We start from the raw sequence: 18,760 nt of genomic DNA, 5'->3' as shown, positions 1-18,760 counted from the left end.
ACGGCCACGGCCATGACGCCCGGCCGCAAAAACACAACAACCACATGAATTACAACAACCGCCGTCACCATGCCATGAACGCAAACCACGGCGACGGCAAGACCGACGACCGCCATAATGACGGCCGCCACGGCGAAAACACAGGGAAGGGAGTATCACAAATGATGAGTTGGCTGACAGCAGCATTGGTTGCGATAGTGGCATTGGAAGGCACGTGCGTGGCGGTCACACCATGGGTGACGCGGCATACGGTATGCTTCGGCGTGAGCGTTCCCGCCTCAGCGCAGCGGGATCCTGAGATCCGCCGTCTCAAAATCGGATATACCCTCTGGACCGGTTCGGCGAGCGCCATCGCAGTGCTTGCCTGCATTGCCTGCGCCATATTCCGGGGCGCCACAGGCGTGACCATCGCGATATCCGCCGTCTCGATATTGCTGATCATCGCATCGTTCGCGCTGATTCTGGCGTATCGCAAGCGCACGATGCGCATCAAGCAGGAGCGCGGCTGGAAGGCGACCAAGTTCAAGCGCGCCGCGTTCCTTGCCGAGAACGCCGGCCCGGACCCGCTGAACCTGCGGTGGGAGCTGCTGCATCTCATGCCGATCGCCGCAACCATAATCGCCGCGATCGCGCTTTACGGCGCCATGCCCGACCGTCTGGCCACGCACGCGAACATCGCCGGGCATATCGACGGCTGGTCGGACAAGTCATGGCCGACAGTGCTGGGCATGCCGCTGGCGGTGCAGCTCATCATGGCCGCCGCGATGACGGCCACGCACGCGGCCATCATCCATTCGCCGCGTCAGCTCGACCCGGAGCATCCGTCCGTCTCCGGCTATGCATACGGACGGTTCGCACGCGCGTGGAGCATCTATGCGCTGGTCGTCGGATTGGCGCTCAGCCTCGGCTTCGCGGGGCTGGTGCCCACCTACGCGAATTGGTGGAGCCTTGGCGAATGGGGCATGCTGATGATGGTGATCGCATTGGCCATGCTTATCGCGGCGCTGGTGCTCGCCGTGACCTTCGGCCAAAGCGGCTCGCTGATATGGCAGCCGGACGACACAGCCGAAAACGGAGACACAGGCGACGACGCCATGTCCGATGACGACGATGCCGAATGGCTGCTGGGCGCGTTCTATTTCTCGCGCGAGAATCCGGCCATCGTGGTTCCCAAGCGCATCGGAGTCGGATACACCCTGAATTTGGCCCGCCCCGCAACCTGGCTGATCTGCGCGGCGCTGATGCTGCTGGTTGTGTCCTGCCTCATCCTCGGCCTTGCATACTAAGCACGACACCTGACATTCAGCGCGTCCGCATCCACGGGGTCCCCGGGAACATCAGCGGCGACAACCAGACGATGAATCAGAGCAACCCGAACAGTGGAAAGACATGTTGGTCGAACCAGAGGTATCCCAAGTCGAAGAACGGGGCGATGCCGGCGCGCATGGCAAGGCCCACGACCACCCAGACGAGCGCCAGCATCACCGGTAGCAGCACCCATTGGATCACGCGGCATATGACGATGCGGCACCGCAGCTGACGCTCGGTCAGTCCGCGCACAGGCGAGCGACGGCCGCGAGATGGGCGGGCGGCGTCAGCGGAGGCAACGGGCCGCTCGGGCTGGCTGGGGCTGGCGGCGGTATCGGCAGTGTTTGCAGCGGCATCAGCGCCACCAGCGACATCAACATCACGCATATTCATCGAATCGTCCACTATCACTCCTCACTAGACGGAAAGGAATCAGAGATATCGACACTCCCCGCACGAACCATCCGCAACCGACGCCGATACCGCCGCCTCGCCCTGCCGATCAACACCTCGGCAAGCACCAACAACAGGAACGCGGCGAAGCACACCCACGCCCACCACAGCGGCGGATAGCCCGGCCGCTCATCCTCAGGCGGAGGGTCGGAGGGCACGCCGGTGACGAGCAGACGGTGCGAGTTGATGCCGTAGGGCGTGCAGGTCAGCAGCGTCAAACGATTGTCGCCTTGCTTCGGCTGCAATTTGCTGGTGTCGCTCGGCAGAATCACATCGATTGACGCAACCCGATACCAGAAGGTTTTATCGAGGATGCGCATGCTGAAATAGTCGCCTTTGCGCACACGCGTCAGATTCGTGAACAGCATCCTGTCAGGCAACGCCGTATGCCCGGTCAGAATCGGATGGATCGAGGTGCCGTCGATGGGCAGCGCCGTGGTGGCGATATGCCCGGCGCCGATCTGCAGCACCCGGTCGGAGGTGCCGTGGTAGATCGGCAGATCGATGCCGGCGCGCGGCATCTCCACATATCCCATCATGCCGGAACCATCGGGATTGAGGACCTTATTGTATCGGTCGAGCGGCGAGGTGATCTCGACCTCGGAGAACGGGTCGCGCACGCGCGGATTGCCAAGCTCGTGGTTATAGGCGTAGGCCTCGTCCCACATGGCCTTGAGCTGTTTGTCGTCCAATCCGCTCACCGAACGCGTGTAGGAGGCCGTCGCATCCTCGACGGTGCGCAGATAGAGCCAGTTCGCCAGCAGCGGATATCCGATCATGCCGGAGCCGATGAGGATCACCAGCGCGAACACGAGGTTGCCGAGTGTGCGCGAGCCTTTGCGCCGTTTGGCACCAGCGGATCTCATAGCGCTCATCGCCGCCCTCCTTCCTCGGAGGGCCCCGGGGAGGGCGCGCCTGCCCCACCGGCCTCGCGCCGCAGCCGCGCCAACATCCGTCGATAGTCCTGTTTGCGCAAGCCGACGACCATCAGCGTCACCGAACACACGACCAGGCAGCCGACGAGCACGCCGAGCAGCCACCACGGCATCGGACGGCACATCCGGTCGAGCTGATCATCGTCGGGCAGCTCCGTGGGCACGCCGCGCACGAGCAACCGGTGCGAATTGATGCCATAGGGCGTGCAGGTCAGCAGCGTGACGTAGTCCTTGCCGGAGACGATCTTGATCTTGCTCAGGTCGTCGGGTTTGACCACGCTGATCTGATCGACCTTATAGGCGAGCCGCTGTCCGACCACATCGATGATGAACACATCGCCCTTCTTCATGCGGCTCAGGTTGGTGAACAACAGCCGGTCGGGGATGCCGGTGTGGCTGGTGAGCACGCTGTGCGTGCCCGCGCCGCCGACCGGCAGCGAGGTCTCCGGGATATGTCCGACGCCTTCGAGCAGCACCTGTTCCGAGGTGCCGTGTCGGATCGGCAGATCCACGTCGATCGAGGGGATATCGATGGTGCCGATCAACCCCTTTCCGTCGACGTTGAGCACATCCTCGTAGTTCGAGGGAATCGCATATCCGGAGCCGGGCACGAAGGGATCCTTGACCGGATCTCCCCGCAGGCTTTCGTTGTATTCATGCGCGGCTTTGAGCATCGCCTGTCGCTCGGCCTTGCTGAGGATGCTGATTTCCTTGGTGTACGCGGCGGCGGCCTCGCCGAAGAAATGGGAGTTGATATACGAGGCGACGGCCGGATAGAGGAGAATCCCCAGCCCCAGGACCAGCACGAGGGTCATGCCGATCAGCGGCAGAACGCCTTGTTTGACCGAGTTGGTCGAGTTAGCCGAGTTGGTCGGGCCCGCGGAACCGGGTCCTCCGCCGCCGGCGCGCGGCTTGGCATGCCGCCCGCGGAACGGTGGAGGCGCGGCGGAACGCCGCCCATTCCGGGGCGCTGTCCAAGGCACTGTCCGGGGCATGGGCACCGTCCTTTCGTCCGCCTCCTGTTCGCATGAGCGTGGCGCGCCCATCGTAACACCCCCTATCGAATAGGGGTTCCCCTTTCATTTCCGTCTGCGGCGCAACGCGACGACGCCCACCCCACGCGCCGTAGAATGGAGTCCAAGGAAAGGGGTGCGAGTGGGCAATATCCTCGATTATGTCGCCGGCGAGACGCGCACCTTCGCCGAGCTGCCGTTCAATGAGGTCGACGCGCTGGTGTTCGCCCAACTCGCCTACGAGGACGTGCCCGACGCGGTGCCGACGCTCGACGGCCTCGAAGAGAGTCAGGGGACCCTGCGCCGACGCCTGCGCGCTTTCTCCCCGCGCCACCCGTTCTCCTCCCTACGCCAAGTCGCCCGACCGACGTTCTCCGAGGTGACGATAGCCGAACTCGACCGCCTGCTGCACGGCGATGAATCAACCGACCCCGACGCCCACCCCGAGGATGACGACGATCGACCTGAAGCGCAGCGCGAAACGCATCGTCTCTCCCATCGCGAGGCGCGTCATGAAGCCCATCACGAAGCGCATATGGTGCATTTCGTCGATCCGAAGGTCATCCACGACTTCCATCGCGCCGTCGCCTCAAGCCCCCGCTTCTCCGATGTGCTCGTCGGCGCCTTCGGACACAGCTTCGACGAGGACCGGCAGACGCAGTTCGCGGCCGTCACCTACCTGCTCGACGACGAGGCGGGAACGATGGTCGTGGCCTTCCGCGGCACCGACGATTCGCTAATCGGTTGGAAGGAGGACTTCAATATGTCCTTCCAATATCCGGTGCCGGCGCAACGTTCGGCGGCCGACTATGTGCGCCGCCTGGCCGCGCTGCGCCGCAATAACCCACTGATTCTGGTGGGCCATTCGAAGGGCGGCAATCTGGCGGTGTATGCCGCGATGAACGCCGACGAGCGCACGGACCGGCGCATCGAGCGCGTCTTCTCGCTCGACGGCCCCGGCTTTCCCGATCGCGTCGTGCACAGCGGCGCCTACGCGGCGGTCAGCGGGCGCGTGACCAAGATCGTGCCCGACTCCTCGATCATCGGCATGATCCTGGAGACGCCGGAGCCCTGCGAGGTCATCGCCTCCGACGCCGCCGGCCTGATGCAGCATTTCGCGTTCTCCTGGCAGGTCGAGGGCGACCATTTCGTGCGGCGCGACGAAATAGCCTCAAGCTCGCAGACCTTCAACGCGGAGCTCAATGACTGGATGGCTTCACTGACCGAGGAACAGCGCGAGCACGCGGTCGACGCGCTGTTCGCGGTGCTCGGCGCCTCCGGGGCCAGCGATTTCTCCGGGTTGATGTCGGCCTTGCCGATGGCGATTCCCTCGATGATCGGCACCGTGGCGGGGCTCACGCCCGACGAACGCCGCCATATCGGCTCGGCCCTGAAAATCCTCGCGGCCGCGGCGATGGCGCGCCGCACGTCGGCAAAGCAGTGAGCGCCGGGCGCAACGGGAAAAACCCGCGCATCCGACGCTCAGCGATATCACGAAATATCAGAAGGAATTCCAGCGGCTCAGGCGACGAACTTGAGGAAAGCCTCGACCTGGGCGGCAATCGCCTGCTCCGCATCGTCATCGAAGGTGAGCACGCCGGTGCCCCAGCTTTCGCCCGGGATGACCACACCCACCTGATCCTCAAGCAGCTCGGCCTTGCCGAAGTTCATGAGTTCGGTGAGCTTGGCACGCACACCGGCGCCGGCGGACTGGCCCGACACCGAGGAGATCGCGACCTTCTTGCCGGCCATCACGGCGGCGGATTCGGCCGGCGCGGGCTCGACGGGGCGGGACAGCCAGTCGAGCAGATTCTTGAGCACGCCCGGATAGGAATAGTTGTACTCCGGGGAGAAGATCCACACGCCGTCGGCCTCGGCGACGGCCTTGCGCACGGCGGCCACGGAGGCCGGCGTCGGGAATTCCGCGCCTTGGTCGAAGAACGGAACGTCGGCGTAATCGAGGAACTCGACCTCGGCGCGGCCGGCGACGAGCGCCTCGGCCTTCTCGGCGAGCTGGCGGTTGAAGCCGCGGTCATGCAGGGAACCGACGATGAAGAGGAGCTTGGTCATATCATGCCTTTCGCTTGTGGTGAACTGTCGGTGGAGCCATTATCGGCACTCGCCGACGACATACCTAGGGGAGGTATGCTTAGCGCGGAATACGGTGTGGTGTTGCTCACTATTGGGAATGGGCCCCGACACGCACGGCATTAGGATGGGACGCATGGATACCGTGCTTAATTGGCTGCAGACGAACGCAGGACGCATCATATGGCTGGTGTTGGTGCTGGTCGTGACGCTGGCCGTCACGCGAGCGCTGGGTTCGCTGCTGCGCCGACTGCTCGACCGGTCGAATATGCCCAGCGCCTCGATTTTCATCAATATCATGCGCGTGGTGGTTTGGGCGACCGCGGCGGCGCTGGTGCTGCAGCCGGTGTTCGGCATCAATCCGACCACGATCGTCACGGCGCTCGGCGTCGGCGGCGTGGCGCTGTCTCTGGGCTTGAAAGACACCATCGCCAATGTGGTCTCCGGCTTCGGACTCATGCTCGGCAAGGTCGTGCAGCCGGGCGATCTGGTGAACATCGCCGGCACGACGGGCATGGTCAAGGACATCACCTGGCGGCAGACGGTGGTCCTCGAGCGCAACGGCAACGAGATGGTCATCCCGAATTCTCAGCTCAACACCGCGCAATTGGAAAAGCTCACGGTCTCCAACGAAGCCTGCGTCACGGTGCCCTTCGTCACGCGCGCCGACATCGACGCCGAGGCCGTGACCTCAGCCATCCGCGACGCCGTGGTCCGGGCGACGGCCGGCATGACATTGGAGGGCAATCCGCCGATCGTGCGGTTCACGGGCGCCACGGCGCTCGGCATGTCGGGCGAGGTGCTGGTCTTCGCCGCACCGGGCGTCCTCCCCGGCGTAATCCGCGACCGCGCCGCCCGCGCACTGGCCGGCGCGCCCTGGCTTCCCGATATTCCGCTTGCCGAGGCATCCGCCGCCACCGGCCATGACGAGGAAAGCCGCGGCGGCCGCTGAGATCATCGGCACGACGCCGTGGGCTCAGGAGGCCTGGGCCCCCTCCCCCGCCTCCCGGTCCTTCAGATAGATCTCGGGGATGTCGCGTTCCTGGTCGTGCAGCTTGCCCCAGATCACCGGCTTGCCGGTGGCCAACGAGGCGGGCATGTCGAGGATGCGCTGATTGGACGACCCGCGGAACTGCAGGCGCGTGTCCTTGAGCGTCCTGATATAACGGCCATCGACCAACACATCGATCAGCTCCAGCAACTCGCGTTTGTCGGGCGTCTCGCCTTCGCGCATGAGTTCCTCGAAAGTGTATCCGGTCCAGGACCAGATATCCTTGGAATCGCCGAATTCGGCGCGGATACGGCGCGCGAGCGGCAGCAGCACCGGCGTTGCGAGCAGCGGCTCCCCGCCCAGGAAGGTAATGCCCTGCACATAATCGGGGCGCAGGTCGTCGATGATGCGCCCCTCAAGAGCGGGCGTGTATTCATGGCCTGCCCCGAAATCCCATATCGAGGCATTGAAGCAATCGACGCAGTGGAAGGGGCAACCGGAGACATACAGCGAGTTGCGCACGCCCTCTCCATCGGTGACGACGAAGGTCTTGTAGTCGGCGATCATGCGCCGCGACATGCGCCGGCCGTCCCACTGCCCGGCCTTCGGATCGTTGCACAGCCCGCCGGAGGGCACCGACGGCCCGCGCCCGGTCTCGCCGGCGGCAAAATCATGGTTGGTCATCATGTGCCCTTCCTCGTCACCGGACGCTGCCTCAGCACCGTCCTATATTTGCTGCCTTGCATGGACCATGCGGCATATCGGGAATCCATTGCGGACAATATCGACAACATGTCCTTGAGACGATTGCTCAGATCCGCATGCAGTAAATTCTCGGCGTGTGCGGCACGGTTTCTTAGCGTCCGCACACGCTTGAGCCGAGAGGCGGTTTCATATCGCCCCTGGTCATCTTGCCTTACATTGGGAAAAGCCTGCGACAGGCCCGATTCCCAGAGACGCTGTTGAATTTCACAACGCGCATTCCTCGGCAGACCAGAGCCTAGAAGAATGTCCCATGTCCCGAAGGTCAACTGGGCAAGGACATCGTCTCTTGTCACCGACTGACCGAAACGAGGATGACCGCGGGCGCGATGCGTCGCTTCACGCACCGCATGATGCCGGGCCTCCTGAATGTTCTTGCGCAACACATCGTAAATCTCGTCAGGAGTGCTTCCCTGGTCCGCCCCGATCCAATCATCCATATGGTAGAGAAAAGGACACACACGCACCAATGCGACATCACAGGCATTACGAACGGCAATCTCAACATCCGAGCAGTGCTTCAGCACAACCCCTATCATCCGCTGATTCCAGCGATACAAATCAACGGCGCCTGTGCGATCTCCCTGAGCCTCATCAAGGTAAGGCCTCAGCCGCGGACGGCTCAACAGCGCTTCCACAAAACAAGCCTCATCTGCTTGCATAACGTCCTTATGCTCAGATATTCTTATATATGCGCCAAGGCGAAAGGCCGCGGCATCCTACTTCGATGAACCCCCGGCACATGCCGAGGGTTCATTTGTTTTAGCGCGCTTCTTCGAACCACTCGCGGGTCTTGCCGTCGGCGAGGGTGACGTGGCCGGTGGAACCGCTCATGTGCTTGACGCGGTGGGCGATCTCCTCGTGACGGCCGTGGACCATCGGGCGGGCGACCGGCGAGCCGAGGTAGCCGCAGGTGCGCTTGGTCACATTGCACTTGTCGGGGTCGGCGTTGCCGCATTCGGGGCACTTGAAGCCCTCGTCGGTCGGCTCGAAGTCGCCTTCGAAGCCGCACACGAAGCAGTGGTCGATCGGCGTGTTCGTGCCGAGGTAGCCGATGCCGATGTTATAGGCATAGTCCCACACGGTTTCGAGGGCCTTGGGGTTGTCCTGCAGGCACGGGTACTCGCAGTAGTTGATGAAGCCGCCCGACGCGTAATACGGGAAGTCCTTCTCATAGTTGAGCTTCTCCATCGGCGTGGGCTGCAGCCAGACCGGGTAGTGGAAGGAGTTGGTGTAGAAGTCGTGGTCGGTGACGCCCTCGACGACGCCGAACTTCTCGCGGTCCATGCGGTTGAAGCGATCGGTCAGGGACTCGGCCGGCGTGGAATACACGGAGTAGTGGTATCCCTCGGCGTGGCTCCACTGCTTGCACAGCTCGCTCATGCGCTTGACGATGGACAGGGCGAACTCCTTGCCCTCCGGATCCCAACCATGGTCGCGGATCCAGTTCTTGCCATAGAACACGGCGGCCGTCTCGGCCAGGCCGATATAGCCCAGCGACACGGTGGCTCGCTCGTTCTTGAACAGCGTGTCCACGGGGTCGTTCGCGCCAAGGCGGCCAAAGGCGCCGAAGCGGAACAGTGTGGGCGCGTTGACCGGCGTGGCCTGCTTGCAACGCATGATGCGGAATTGCAGCGCCTGGTGCGCGACCTCCATGCGCTCCTCGAACAGCTTCCAGAAACGGTCTTTGTCACCGCGCGACTCCAAGGCGATGCGCGGCACATTGACGGAGACGACGCCGAGGTTCATGCGGCCGTCTTCCTCGTCCTCGCCGGTGGCGGGGTTGATCCACCCCTGCAGGAAGGAGCGGCAGCCCATCGGCGCCTTGAAGGAGCCGGTGATCTTGACGATGTTCTCATAGAACACCACATCGGGATACATGCGCTTGGTGGCGGATTCGAGCGCCAGCTGCTTCATGTCGTAGTTCGGGTCGTCCGGGTCGGCGTTGACGCCGTGCCTGACGGTGAACACGAGCTTGGGGAAGATCGCGGTGTGATGCTCCTTGCCGAGGCCGCGGATGCGGTTCAAAAGAATCGCGCGCTGGATCTCGCGGGAGAACCAATCGGTGCCTAGGCCGAAGCCGACGGTGACGAACGGGGTCTGGCCGTTGGAGACACGGTTGGAATTGATCTGGTATTCCATCGTCTGCATGGCGTCGTAGATCGCCTTGCGCGTGCGGATCTTGGCGAGGATCTCGCGTTCCTGCTCGAGTTCGTCGACATCCGTATGGAACGGGGTGTCCATCGGCAGCGGCTCGCGCGAGCCGAAATGCAGCTTGGCCGGCTCGTTGCGCTTGGCGTTCTCGACCTGGCGGCGGGCGAATTCGACGGGCATGCCGTCGGGGATCGTCTCGCGGGCCTCCTCGAGGAACTTCTCGTAATCCTTCCTCGCATAGACGGCCAGGTGCTCGTCGGCGCGGTTGGCGGTCTGTCCGCCATACTGCGAGCTCGCCACATCCTTCATGATCTGCGTGATCTGCGTGGCGGCGATGGCGATGGACTTCGGGGAGGCCATCGGCGCGTTGCCCAGCGTGAAGCCGTTGGCCAGCATGTCCCAGAAGTTGGGCAACGAGCAGTTGGACTGCGCGGTGAACGGCGAGTAGTCGGCGTCGTGGAAGTGGATGTCGCCCTTCATATGCGCGTTGGCGACGGCGGAGGGGAGCATCTGGAAGGCCGAGGCCTTGGACACGGCGCCGGCCAGCAGGTCGCGCTGGGTGGCGTAGACATTCGAGTCCTTGTTCGCGTTCTCATGGATGAGCGTCGGATCGTGGTTGATGAAACGGGAGACGGCCTCGTTCACGTCGGTGGCCTTGGCGCGCTCGATGTCGCGGTCGAGGCGGTAGCTCGTGTAGGCGCGGGCCACGTCGTAGAGATGGTTCTCGATCAGGCCGTGCTCGACGAGGTTCTGGATGTCCTCGATCTTGGCGGGGCCGGCGTAGCGCTCCTTGACCTCGCCTTCGATCTGGTTGGCGATGCCGCGGATCAGGTCCTCCTGCTGGGGGCCGATCTGCTTGCCCAAATCCTGGAAGGCGGACTTGATGGCGACGATGATGTTCACCGGATCGAAGTCCACGATGCGTCCGTCGCGCTTCTCGACCTTCACCATGCTGGTGGAGCGTGCAGTGCCGACGGTCTCCATCACCTGAACGTCCATATTCCGTCCTCTCGTTGGTTAAATCACATTCCCCATGCACACATGAAGCCGCGCATATGAGGGCAAATTACATGCGTGTAGGTTTTTCTGCCTTGGCTACTATACGCTAAGCCACCCCTAGATGTAGTACCAGCAGCACCAAAAACCACTAGCCCTAGTGTTTATCGGCGGAATGACGCCGATACGATGACGACGCTCGGCGTGTCGGGCGCGTCCGCCCCCGAGCGGGTGCCGCGAGTACAGTGGAGCCCATGACCTTCGATATGTCGGCGCCCGGCCCGCGCCCCCTCGACCAACTGCCGCGCCTGGCCGGCGAGACCACCGCCGAGAATCCGTGGCCGGTGTCCGTGCTCAGCCAGAAGTTCCATACGGCCGTGGAAAAATGGCCCGCCGCATGGATATGCGGACAGATCACCGAGATCAACACCCGCCGCGCCGGCTCCGCCTATCTGACCGTGCGCGACGATTTCGAGGACATCGCGATATCGGTGTCCGGATGGCGCGCCTTCGCCGCGGCCGCCGCGCAGTTCCGCCAGGGCGACCGCGTGGTCATCCACGGCAAGGCCGATGTGTGGGTCAAGCAGACCCGACTGAGCTTCATCGGCGACGATATCCGCAAGATCGGCGCCGGTGGCTTGAAGGAGCAGATCGACGAGCTGCGCAAGAAGCTCAAGGGCGAGGGCCTGTTCGACGCCGAGAACAAGGTGCCGTTGCCCGAGTTCCCCTCCTGCATCGGCCTGATCTGCGCCCCGCAGGCACGTGCCGAGGGCGACGTCATCACCAATGTGAACCTGAGATGGCCGGCGGTCCGCTTCAAGGTCGTGCACACGCATGTGCAGGGCGCGCAGTGCCCGCCCGACGTGATCGAGGCGATCCGTCGGCTGGACGCCGACCCCGAGGTCGACGTGATCGTCGTGGCGCGCGGCGGCGGCGCCTTCGAGGATCTGGTCGGCTTCTCCGACGAGGGCGTGGTGCGCGCGGCGGCGGCCTGCGTGACTCCCCTGGTGTCGGCCATCGGCCACGAGGACGACTGGACGCTGATCGATCTGGCCGCCGATTTGAGGGCTTCGACGCCAACCGACGCGGCCAAGCGCATCGTGCCCGACGTGCACGAGCAGATGCGCCTGATCGAGCAAACCATCGGTCGCATGCGCATGCGCGTGGAGGCGCGCGTGGAGGGCGAGATCCGGCTGATCGAAGGCTACGCGAACCGCCCGAGCCTCACCCAGCCGTTGACGATGCTGGAGCCGCACCAGCGTGTGCTTGACGATGCGCGCATGCGGCTGGACATCGGATTGCGCCGTCTGGTCGACGATGCGGCTCTGACGATCGAGAAGGCCCATGCCTCCCTCACGGCCCTGAGCCCGCAGTCGACGCTTGACCGCGGCTATGCGGTGGTCCAAGGCGCCGACGGACATGTGCTCTCCGACGCCTCGACCGTCTCCCCCGGCGACGCGCTGACGCTCACCCTGCGCCGCGGCGTCGTCACCGCCACCGCCGATGCCGTCGCATCGCCTAGTGACGAGTAATACATAGTCCTATATATTTCAATATTCACATCCCGATATCCATAAGGAACGAACATGACCGAGAAGAAGAACGACGCCCCCGCCTCCTCGCTGACCGACAAGGAGCGCGAGGCCATCGCACAGATGCCCTACGAGCAGGCGCGCGATCAGCTGGTCCAGGCCGTGCAGGCGCTGGAGGCCGGCGGCCTCGACCTCGACCAGTCGATGCGCCAGTGGGAGATCGGCGAGGCGCTGGCCCAGCGCGCGCAGAGCCTGCTCAACGAGGTGCGCGCCAAGCTCGACGCCGCGCAGAACGCGCAGGCCGCCACGGCCGATACCGCTGGGACGCAGTCTAACTTGGATTGAGCCCCTCCATCAGCCGACGGCGATGGTGACCAGCAACGCGGCGTGATCGGAGCCGGGGATCTTCCGCACCTCGGTCTGGCCGGCGGACATGCCTTGGTCGAGCACCACATGGTCGATGCCGGCGAAGCGCGGCAGCCATTGCCGGTTCGTCGGCCAAGTGAACGCGAAGCCATGGCCGGAGGCGCGCGCCGCGTCGACGAAGCGATCGCCGAGGAAATCACGGAACGGCGCATGGTCGACGGTGGCGTTGAAATCGCCCATGAACACATATCGCGTGTCCGTATGCGACCGCATGCGCCCGAGCTCGTCCAACGAACGCTTCCATTGACGCCAATATCCCGGCACCGGCGCGGTCGTGTGCACGGATACAAAGCGCACGTCTAAGCCTTCGCCCCCGCCATTGCCCTCGACGGAACCGAAGCGCACGGTGCCGCCGGGCATGAACGATGCCGAGGAATCCACGTCATCGTCCCTCGGGTCCCCCAGCGGCGTCGCCGACCATATGCCATTGCCATAGACGCCGTCGGAACTCGACACATTCGCATACGGCAGATATGCCTCGATGCCCGCCTGGTTCAGCGCCGCCACGAAGTCGTCGGTGGTCTCCTGCAACGCCAGCACCTCGACGCGCTCGTCGCGCACCAGGTCGACGATGGACTGCGCGTCGGCCTGGCCCTTGTAGACGTTGGCGGTCATGACGCGCGCGTAGGTGTCATCGGTGATCGGGGACGCGGCACCCACCGCATTGACCGCGGCATCCGGCAGCGGCGCCGAGGGAACGAAGAAGGGATATTGCCAGCCGATCTCGACGCCGGCGAGCGCCAAGGCGAGCAGAGCGACGAGATAGCGGCGGGACACCAAGGCCAGCACCAGCGCAATCACCGCGGGAATGGCGAACCATGGGGCGGCCGACACGACGATCGGCACATAGGGCAGCTCCTGCAGGTCGGCAGGCAGGGCGCGCGAGACGACGCCGACCAGCGCCACCAACGCGAATAGGGTCGCCAATGCCGCGAGGATACGATGGCGACGCCGCGGACGGGCGGACTGCACCGCGGCAGCCTTCGCGCCGCCTCGCATGTTTCCCCGCGCAGAGGTCCGGGCGCCACCCCGCGCACTCTCTTGCGCGGCGGTTCGCGCGCCGCCTCTTCTGCCGTTCCGTGCAGCGGTTCGCGCGCCGTTACGAGTAGCGCCTCGCGCGTTCCCCCGCGCTCCTCCCCTATTTGATCGCGCCCCGACCATAGTTACCTCCCTGACGAACGCAGGCCAGACTACCCCGCCGCCATGGCGCGCACACTCATACCGGCGAACGATTCACGCAACCCTGACGCCCGGATGCGTGCCGCCGCCAAAGCGTGTACAATATCCCTCTGTTGCCTCAGTAGCTCAGTGGATAGAGCACTTCTCTCCTAAAGAAGGTGTCGCAGGTTCGATTCCTGTCTGGGGCACTCTTGGATCTCGGCGGGCAACGAGGACCACGTAATATTCCGGTATCTCGGCATTTCGGCGACGCCGCGCACGCATACGATGGACTACAGTGGCCGGTAATGCACGACAGACGAAAGAAGGTCGATGATGACTGCCGCCGCTTCCTGTGGTTCCGTGTCCGCACCCGCGCTGGGATTGCCCGACGCCTGCGCCATCCCCGAGGCGAAGGGAACGCTGCCCAAGGGGATGTTCGCCGGAAAGGGACCGATTTCGAACACCCTGCGCCAACATTTCGTGCGCGACGTCGCCTCGATCCATCTGCTCGCGCTGTTGAGGCCGGCCAACACCGGGCTTGCCGACGGCGCGCGCATCCACGAGATCATGGTGCTGGGGCTTAGGATGAGCGGCGTGGACGCCACGGTGCCCGCCGATGTCATCGAACATATCGCGGCGCAGCGCCCGAATTCCGGGGTGCTGTTCGTCGCGGTGCGCGACGGCGAGACCAACAGCGGCACTAACGAGCCTGGCAAGGCATCGGAGCAATGCGCGCTAGCCGTGCGCCGCCGCGTTCCCGGGCGCGCCGGGCATGTCGCCCAGTTCGCCGTGCATGCGAGCGAATGGCAGGACCCGCGCGACATCCTGCTGGAGATCGAGGGCGCGTCCCTCGACGAGGCGTGGGAGTCGCTGTGCTCGCAGGCGATCCTCGGGGAAACGGACCCAGCGGATCTCGACGCCCGACTGCTGCGGCGCGATCGCGTCAAGGCGCTCAAGGCCGAGGAGGCGAAGCTCGCCCGCGACCATGGGCGGGCCAAGAATCCGGCACAGCGCAACGAGATCTTCACCAAGCTGCATAAGGTGCGCAAGGAGCTCGAAGCCCTGGCCCAATAGGCCAATCCACCGCTCCGACCCATCCCAATGACATAATTCCACCGTTTCGCACTCTGGATGGCAGTCCATCCGCCGTTCCGCCATATCGAAGGTCCCCATGCGTTATCTTCTCGCCCCCGATTCGTTCAAGGAATCCGCCACGGCGTTGCAAGTGGCACAAGCCATGCGCCGTGGCATACTTGCAGCGGACCCGACCGCCGAAACACGGCTGATGCCCCTATCGGACGGTGGCGAAGGCCTGACCGTGACCCTGACGCACGCCACCGGTGGCACGATGCGGGAAGTCACAGCGCACGATGCGCTCGGCCAACCGATCATCGCACGATATGGCTTCCTCGGCGATGACATCATCACTGCGGACCAACGGACGGATGCCATCGACGAATATGACGCCTCTCCGCGCACGGCAGTGATCGAGCTGGCGGCGGCCAGTGGCCTCGAAGTCATTCCTCCGGCCGAGCGTCGCCCGCTTGAAGCGTCGACCTTCGGCACCGGCGAGGTCATGGCCGCCGCCATCGAAGCCGGTGCCGAGCGCATCATCCTAGGGCTCGGCGGCAGCGCCACCACCGATGGTGGCACCGGACTGGCACGGGCGTTGGGCTATCGGTTCCTCGACAACGAGGGGCGTGAGCTTCCTCCCGGCGGCGGTGATTTGATCCGGCTCGAACGCATCGACGACGCGCATGTGAACCCGTTGACCCGGCGCATCCCCATCATCCTGGCCAGCGATGTCACCAATCCGTTGACCGGCCCCTCGGGCGCAGCGCACGTATTCGCCCCGCAAAAGGGCGCCACCCCCATGCAGGTCGAACGGCTTGACGCCGGTCTCGCCCATCTGGCCGACGTCATCGAGCGATTCAATGGACGGCAAGTGCGCGCCCGTCCCGGTGCCGGCGCAGCCGGAGGCACGGGCGCGGGATTGCTGGGACTATTCGAGGCGCAGATCATGCCAGGCATTGAACTCGTGCTCGACATGGTGCACGGACGTCAGGCCTGCGAATGGGCCGATCTGGTCATCACCGGCGAAGGCTCCATCGACGCGCAGACCCCGCACGGCAAAGTGCCGGCCGGTATCGCGCGGTTCGCCCGCGCATGCGACACACCAGCCATCGCCATCGGCGGCCGGGTAACCCGAGATCCACATGTCTTGGCTCAACTGCGGCAGGCCGGCATCAAGGCCGCTTTCTCCATCGCACCCGGCCCAGCCGAGCTTGAGGACCTGTTGCGCGATGTCGAGATCAACGTCGAGGCGACCTGCGCATCCATCGCAGGACTCCTGAAGTCATTGGCCAACAAATAAGCGAACTGCCACACTCTAAGCAGGAATGGCGTCAATCCGTCGGTTCCGCCGTCAGCGTGGCAGCTCGCCTATCATCGATGCCGTTGGGGTCAACGGGGGTCATTGGAGCCTTCGGCAACGGGTTCGAAGGGCACTGGCTCAACCGGATGATCGGCGTCGACGTTGAGGTAGACGCTGTATTCCTCCCCGCCGCCAATCTCATAAAGCGGCTTCATATGCAGCTGGGAGGCCTTGGCCGCAAGCGGAGCACCGACTTCCGGAAGATCCGGAACATTGACCTCGTGGCCGGGCAATGCCATGAGCACATCGCCTTCGAGCACAGCGCGGCGTTCCGGGGAGCCAGCCAACGACTCGGTGTGCCAAGCCGGGGCGATGGAGATCTCCACGGTCTCGCCATCATGCCAGACGCGTTCGATGGCCACATATCCGTCCGCAAGGCGTTCGAGTGGCACGCTCGCGCCCGCGACCAAATCGCCGCGCAAGAGCAAGCGCATGGGCGCGCACCCGGCCGCCGTCCCAGGATCGAGGCGCACGGTCAGCTTGGCTATGAGATCCTCGGGATACGCGGTCTCCAATTCAACATGCAGACCCCGTTCGCGCCAGTCAAGACGCGAGGGAACGAAAGCCGTCAGCAGCAGCGTCGGCACGGCGGCGTTCCCGGCCGAGTCAGCGACACGGAACCACAGGTCCTTGCTCAGGTCGGAGGCCGCCTCCACACCCGAGGCGGTGCAGCACCAGAAGGTGTCGTCAACCGTGGAGAACACCTTGTGCGCGCCCACGCCCATCGGCTGATGGTACTGGCTCAGGCCCGTGCGTGGGCTCAGGCAGTTGAGCACGGCATCGAACTTGAGCCGCGCCAGCCAGTCCGCGTACTGTTTTCCTCCCGTCCACCGCAGCAGGGCGGAGACGACGCGCTCGGTATTGTGCCCGTTGCAGCTCTCGGACTCGCCGAAGGTCAGGGCATCCGACAGATCGCCGGCGGTGCCCCAGTGCTCGGCCTTGTCGCTCACGCCGTATTCGAGCGTGTAGTGCGTGGCCTTGGAACTGTTCGACCCGTTGGCGAAGGTGCGTGTGCCGAGCATCCGCGCGAAATTGATGGCAGCGTCGCGGTATTTGTCCTCACCGGTGACCTCCCACCGATGCTCGGCGGCGATGATCTGCGGCAGATGCGTGTTGCCGTGCAGGTCCTCGAGCACATCCTCGCCACGCGACACGGGGCCGAGGAAATAGTCGCGATCGAAGATCTTCGCCGTCTCCAGCGCGGTCTTGTCGCCGCTCAGGTCATAAAGGTCATAAAGCGCGTCGCCGATGCCGCCGAACTCGTTGATCGGGTTCAGACGGGTGGGCCGCAGCATATTGTCGACCTTCCAATGCCCCAGTCCCTCGAACCTACCGGCGATGTAATGGGCCAATCTCAACGACAGATCCAGCGCGGTGGCATTGCCGGCATATCGATAGGCGTCGTTGAGCCCCTGCATGATTTTGTGCAACGTGTAATACGGTGCCCAGATCTTGCGGTATTCCTTCGATTCAAGCGTGTCCAGCTGGCTGTCGGGGAAGGCAGAGAGATAGCCGTCATCGCGCGCGCACTCGGCCAGGGCGGCGACCACGTCATCCACGACGGCCTTGAGCCGCGCCTTCGTCTCCGGCTCGGCCTTTGCATCGCAGTTGGCATGGAACTTCGCGGCGGCCGACAGGAAATGCCCGACGAAATGACCGCGCAGACCGCAGTCCGGAGCCTCCCAGCCACCCAGAGGCTTCACGCCCGCGGGCTCGGCCACCCCCGCGTTCACGCGGAAGTTGTGCATCAGCCGATCCAGATCGAAATCCAGCACATAGTCACGCACCAACAGCTGACGACGGCGGAACTCGCCGTCCGTCAACGTCACTCCGGACAGAGGAAACGTCTCGAACACGCAGGCCTGTCGTTCGTTCATCATATTGCTCCTTTGCATCATTGCTTCCTTTGCATCACGAATCACAGTGGCCATATGGCCATCGGATTAGTCCATGAGCCCGTGGTCACGCCCATCGCGGACAAAGAGGGGGATGACATCGATGGGGGCATCCGCTTGAATGAAGGCACCGCCGTGGATGATACGGCCGGTGAGGATCTCCGTCCAAGAGGTATCGGAGTCTCCTGGCAGGTACACCTGGCGTGAGCGTGCTCCGGCTTCGAGTATGGGTGCGACGAGTAGGTCGGGGCCGAGCATGTATTCGTCGGCGATGTCGCTGGCTTGTTCGTCGTGGGGAAATTCGTAGAACAGGCCGCGCATGAGGGGGTGTCCGGTGCGGTGGGCCTCGTCGAACAGTTCGCGTAGGTAGGGGCGCAGGGTCTCGCGCAGTTTGATGTACTTGATGATGATCGTCTCGACGGTCTCGCCGTAGCTCCATGGTTCGTTGTCGGCGCCGGAGGGGGAGCGGTGCTCGCCGGCCTTGTTGGTGATGGTCTGCTTCATGGTGCCGTCGGCCTGCGGGGCGGAGCGGTCGCCGTGGTTGCGCATCACGGGCGAGAAGCAGGAGAACTGGCACCAGCGCGCGAGCAGTTCGCGGAAGGCGGGGTCGGT

General features: G+C 64.2%; 17 protein-coding genes and 1 tRNA gene. 8 read left to right on the top strand and 10 right to left on the bottom strand.

Features of this window, described 5'->3' with window-relative positions:
* Positions 1 to 218 precede the first annotated feature (218 nt).
* A complete protein-coding gene (locus AC1AUD_RS12860; RefSeq protein ID WP_476574778.1) occupies positions 219 to 1,286 on the top strand; it encodes a DUF1648 domain-containing protein in 1,068 nt (355 codons plus the stop codon).
* 76 nt (positions 1,287 to 1,362) lie between these two features.
* Here AC1AUD_RS12860 and AC1AUD_RS12855 read toward each other — a convergent pair whose 3' ends face one another.
* From AC1AUD_RS12855 to AC1AUD_RS12845, 3 genes are read right to left on the bottom strand one after another with little or no spacing between them, the layout of a single operon-like run.
* A complete protein-coding gene (locus AC1AUD_RS12855; protein WP_476574777.1) occupies positions 1,363 to 1,713 on the bottom strand; it encodes a hypothetical protein in 351 nt (116 codons plus the stop codon).
* Between the two features lie 2 nt (positions 1,714 to 1,715).
* Entirely contained in the window at positions 1,716 to 2,636 is a 921-nt protein-coding gene (locus AC1AUD_RS12850; protein ID WP_476574776.1) for a class C sortase, read from the bottom strand.
* On the bottom strand, positions 2,633 to 3,691 hold the full coding sequence (locus AC1AUD_RS12845; protein WP_476574775.1) for a class C sortase: 1,059 nt from the start codon (positions 3,689 to 3,691) through the stop codon (positions 2,633 to 2,635). The genes AC1AUD_RS12850 and AC1AUD_RS12845 overlap by 4 nt, the downstream gene beginning before the upstream one ends.
* Before the next feature lie 154 nt (positions 3,692 to 3,845).
* Between AC1AUD_RS12845 and AC1AUD_RS12840 the strand changes: the two genes are divergently transcribed.
* Complete coding sequence (locus AC1AUD_RS12840; RefSeq protein ID WP_476574774.1) at positions 3,846 to 5,153, top strand: DUF2974 domain-containing protein; 1,308 nt, start codon at positions 3,846 to 3,848, stop codon at positions 5,151 to 5,153.
* A 77-nt stretch (positions 5,154 to 5,230) separates the two neighbouring features.
* Here AC1AUD_RS12840 and AC1AUD_RS12835 read toward each other — a convergent pair whose 3' ends face one another.
* Positions 5,231 to 5,779 carry an NADPH-dependent FMN reductase gene (locus AC1AUD_RS12835; RefSeq protein ID WP_476574773.1) on the bottom strand — a complete coding sequence of 183 codons (549 nt, stop codon included), beginning with the start codon at positions 5,777 to 5,779 and terminating at the stop codon, positions 5,231 to 5,233.
* Positions 5,780 to 5,933: 154 nt separating this feature from the next.
* Between AC1AUD_RS12835 and AC1AUD_RS12830 the strand changes: the two genes are divergently transcribed.
* Positions 5,934 to 6,749: a mechanosensitive ion channel family protein gene (locus AC1AUD_RS12830; RefSeq protein WP_476574772.1), complete on the top strand. Its 816-nt coding sequence runs from the start codon at positions 5,934 to 5,936 to the stop codon at positions 6,747 to 6,749.
* A 24-nt stretch (positions 6,750 to 6,773) separates the two neighbouring features.
* Here the strand turns inward: AC1AUD_RS12830 and nrdG are convergent, their stop codons facing one another.
* From nrdG to nrdD, 3 genes are all read right to left on the bottom strand, one after another.
* Entirely contained in the window at positions 6,774 to 7,475 is a 702-nt protein-coding gene (gene nrdG, locus AC1AUD_RS12825) for an anaerobic ribonucleoside-triphosphate reductase activating protein (protein WP_476574771.1), read from the bottom strand.
* Positions 7,472 to 8,212, bottom strand: coding sequence for a hypothetical protein (locus AC1AUD_RS12820; protein WP_476574770.1), 741 nt, complete (start codon positions 8,210 to 8,212; stop codon positions 7,472 to 7,474). The genes nrdG and AC1AUD_RS12820 overlap by 4 nt, the downstream gene beginning before the upstream one ends.
* 100 nt (positions 8,213 to 8,312) lie before the next feature.
* Positions 8,313 to 10,703 (bottom strand): anaerobic ribonucleoside-triphosphate reductase, encoded by a 2,391-nt coding sequence (nrdD, locus tag AC1AUD_RS12815; RefSeq protein ID WP_476574769.1) that lies wholly within the window; start codon positions 10,701 to 10,703, stop codon positions 8,313 to 8,315.
* Between the two features lie 251 nt (positions 10,704 to 10,954).
* Between nrdD and xseA the strand changes: the two genes are divergently transcribed.
* Both xseA and AC1AUD_RS12805 read left to right on the top strand, forming a co-directional pair.
* On the top strand, positions 10,955 to 12,232 hold the full coding sequence (gene xseA / locus AC1AUD_RS12810) for an exodeoxyribonuclease VII large subunit (protein ID WP_476574768.1): 1,278 nt from the start codon (positions 10,955 to 10,957) through the stop codon (positions 12,230 to 12,232).
* Positions 12,233 to 12,286: 54 nt separating this feature from the next.
* The gene (locus AC1AUD_RS12805; RefSeq protein ID WP_476574767.1) at positions 12,287 to 12,577 is read left to right on the top strand and encodes an exodeoxyribonuclease VII small subunit; all 291 of its coding nucleotides are present in this window, start codon (positions 12,287 to 12,289) and stop codon (positions 12,575 to 12,577) included.
* 9 nt (positions 12,578 to 12,586) lie between these two features.
* Here the strand turns inward: AC1AUD_RS12805 and AC1AUD_RS12800 are convergent, their stop codons facing one another.
* A complete protein-coding gene (locus AC1AUD_RS12800; RefSeq protein ID WP_476574766.1) occupies positions 12,587 to 13,657 on the bottom strand; it encodes an endonuclease/exonuclease/phosphatase family protein in 1,071 nt (356 codons plus the stop codon).
* A 295-nt stretch (positions 13,658 to 13,952) separates the two neighbouring features.
* Here AC1AUD_RS12800 and AC1AUD_RS12795 point away from each other — a divergent pair.
* From AC1AUD_RS12795 to AC1AUD_RS12785, 3 genes are all read left to right on the top strand, one after another.
* Positions 13,953 to 14,025: transfer RNA gene (locus AC1AUD_RS12795), tRNA-Arg, on the top strand.
* Positions 14,026 to 14,149: 124 nt separating this feature from the next.
* Positions 14,150 to 14,893, top strand: a complete 744-nt coding sequence (locus AC1AUD_RS12790; protein ID WP_476574765.1) for a DUF4391 domain-containing protein — start codon at positions 14,150 to 14,152, stop codon at positions 14,891 to 14,893.
* Between the two features lie 97 nt (positions 14,894 to 14,990).
* Entirely contained in the window at positions 14,991 to 16,193 is a 1,203-nt protein-coding gene (locus AC1AUD_RS12785; RefSeq protein WP_476574764.1) for a glycerate kinase family protein, read from the top strand.
* An 89-nt stretch (positions 16,194 to 16,282) separates the two neighbouring features.
* Here AC1AUD_RS12785 and AC1AUD_RS12780 read toward each other — a convergent pair whose 3' ends face one another.
* Positions 16,283 to 18,133, bottom strand: coding sequence for a beta-L-arabinofuranosidase domain-containing protein (locus AC1AUD_RS12780; protein WP_476574763.1), 1,851 nt, complete (start codon positions 18,131 to 18,133; stop codon positions 16,283 to 16,285).
* A 63-nt stretch (positions 18,134 to 18,196) separates the two neighbouring features.
* Positions 18,197 to 18,760: TIM-barrel domain-containing protein (locus AC1AUD_RS12775; protein ID WP_476574762.1), on the bottom strand; the 564-nt coding region annotated here is incomplete at its 5' end.

The sequence above is a fragment of the Bifidobacterium sp. LH_730 genome, assembly GCF_056355835.1.
This window is presented reverse-complemented; position numbering and strand designations above follow the sequence as displayed.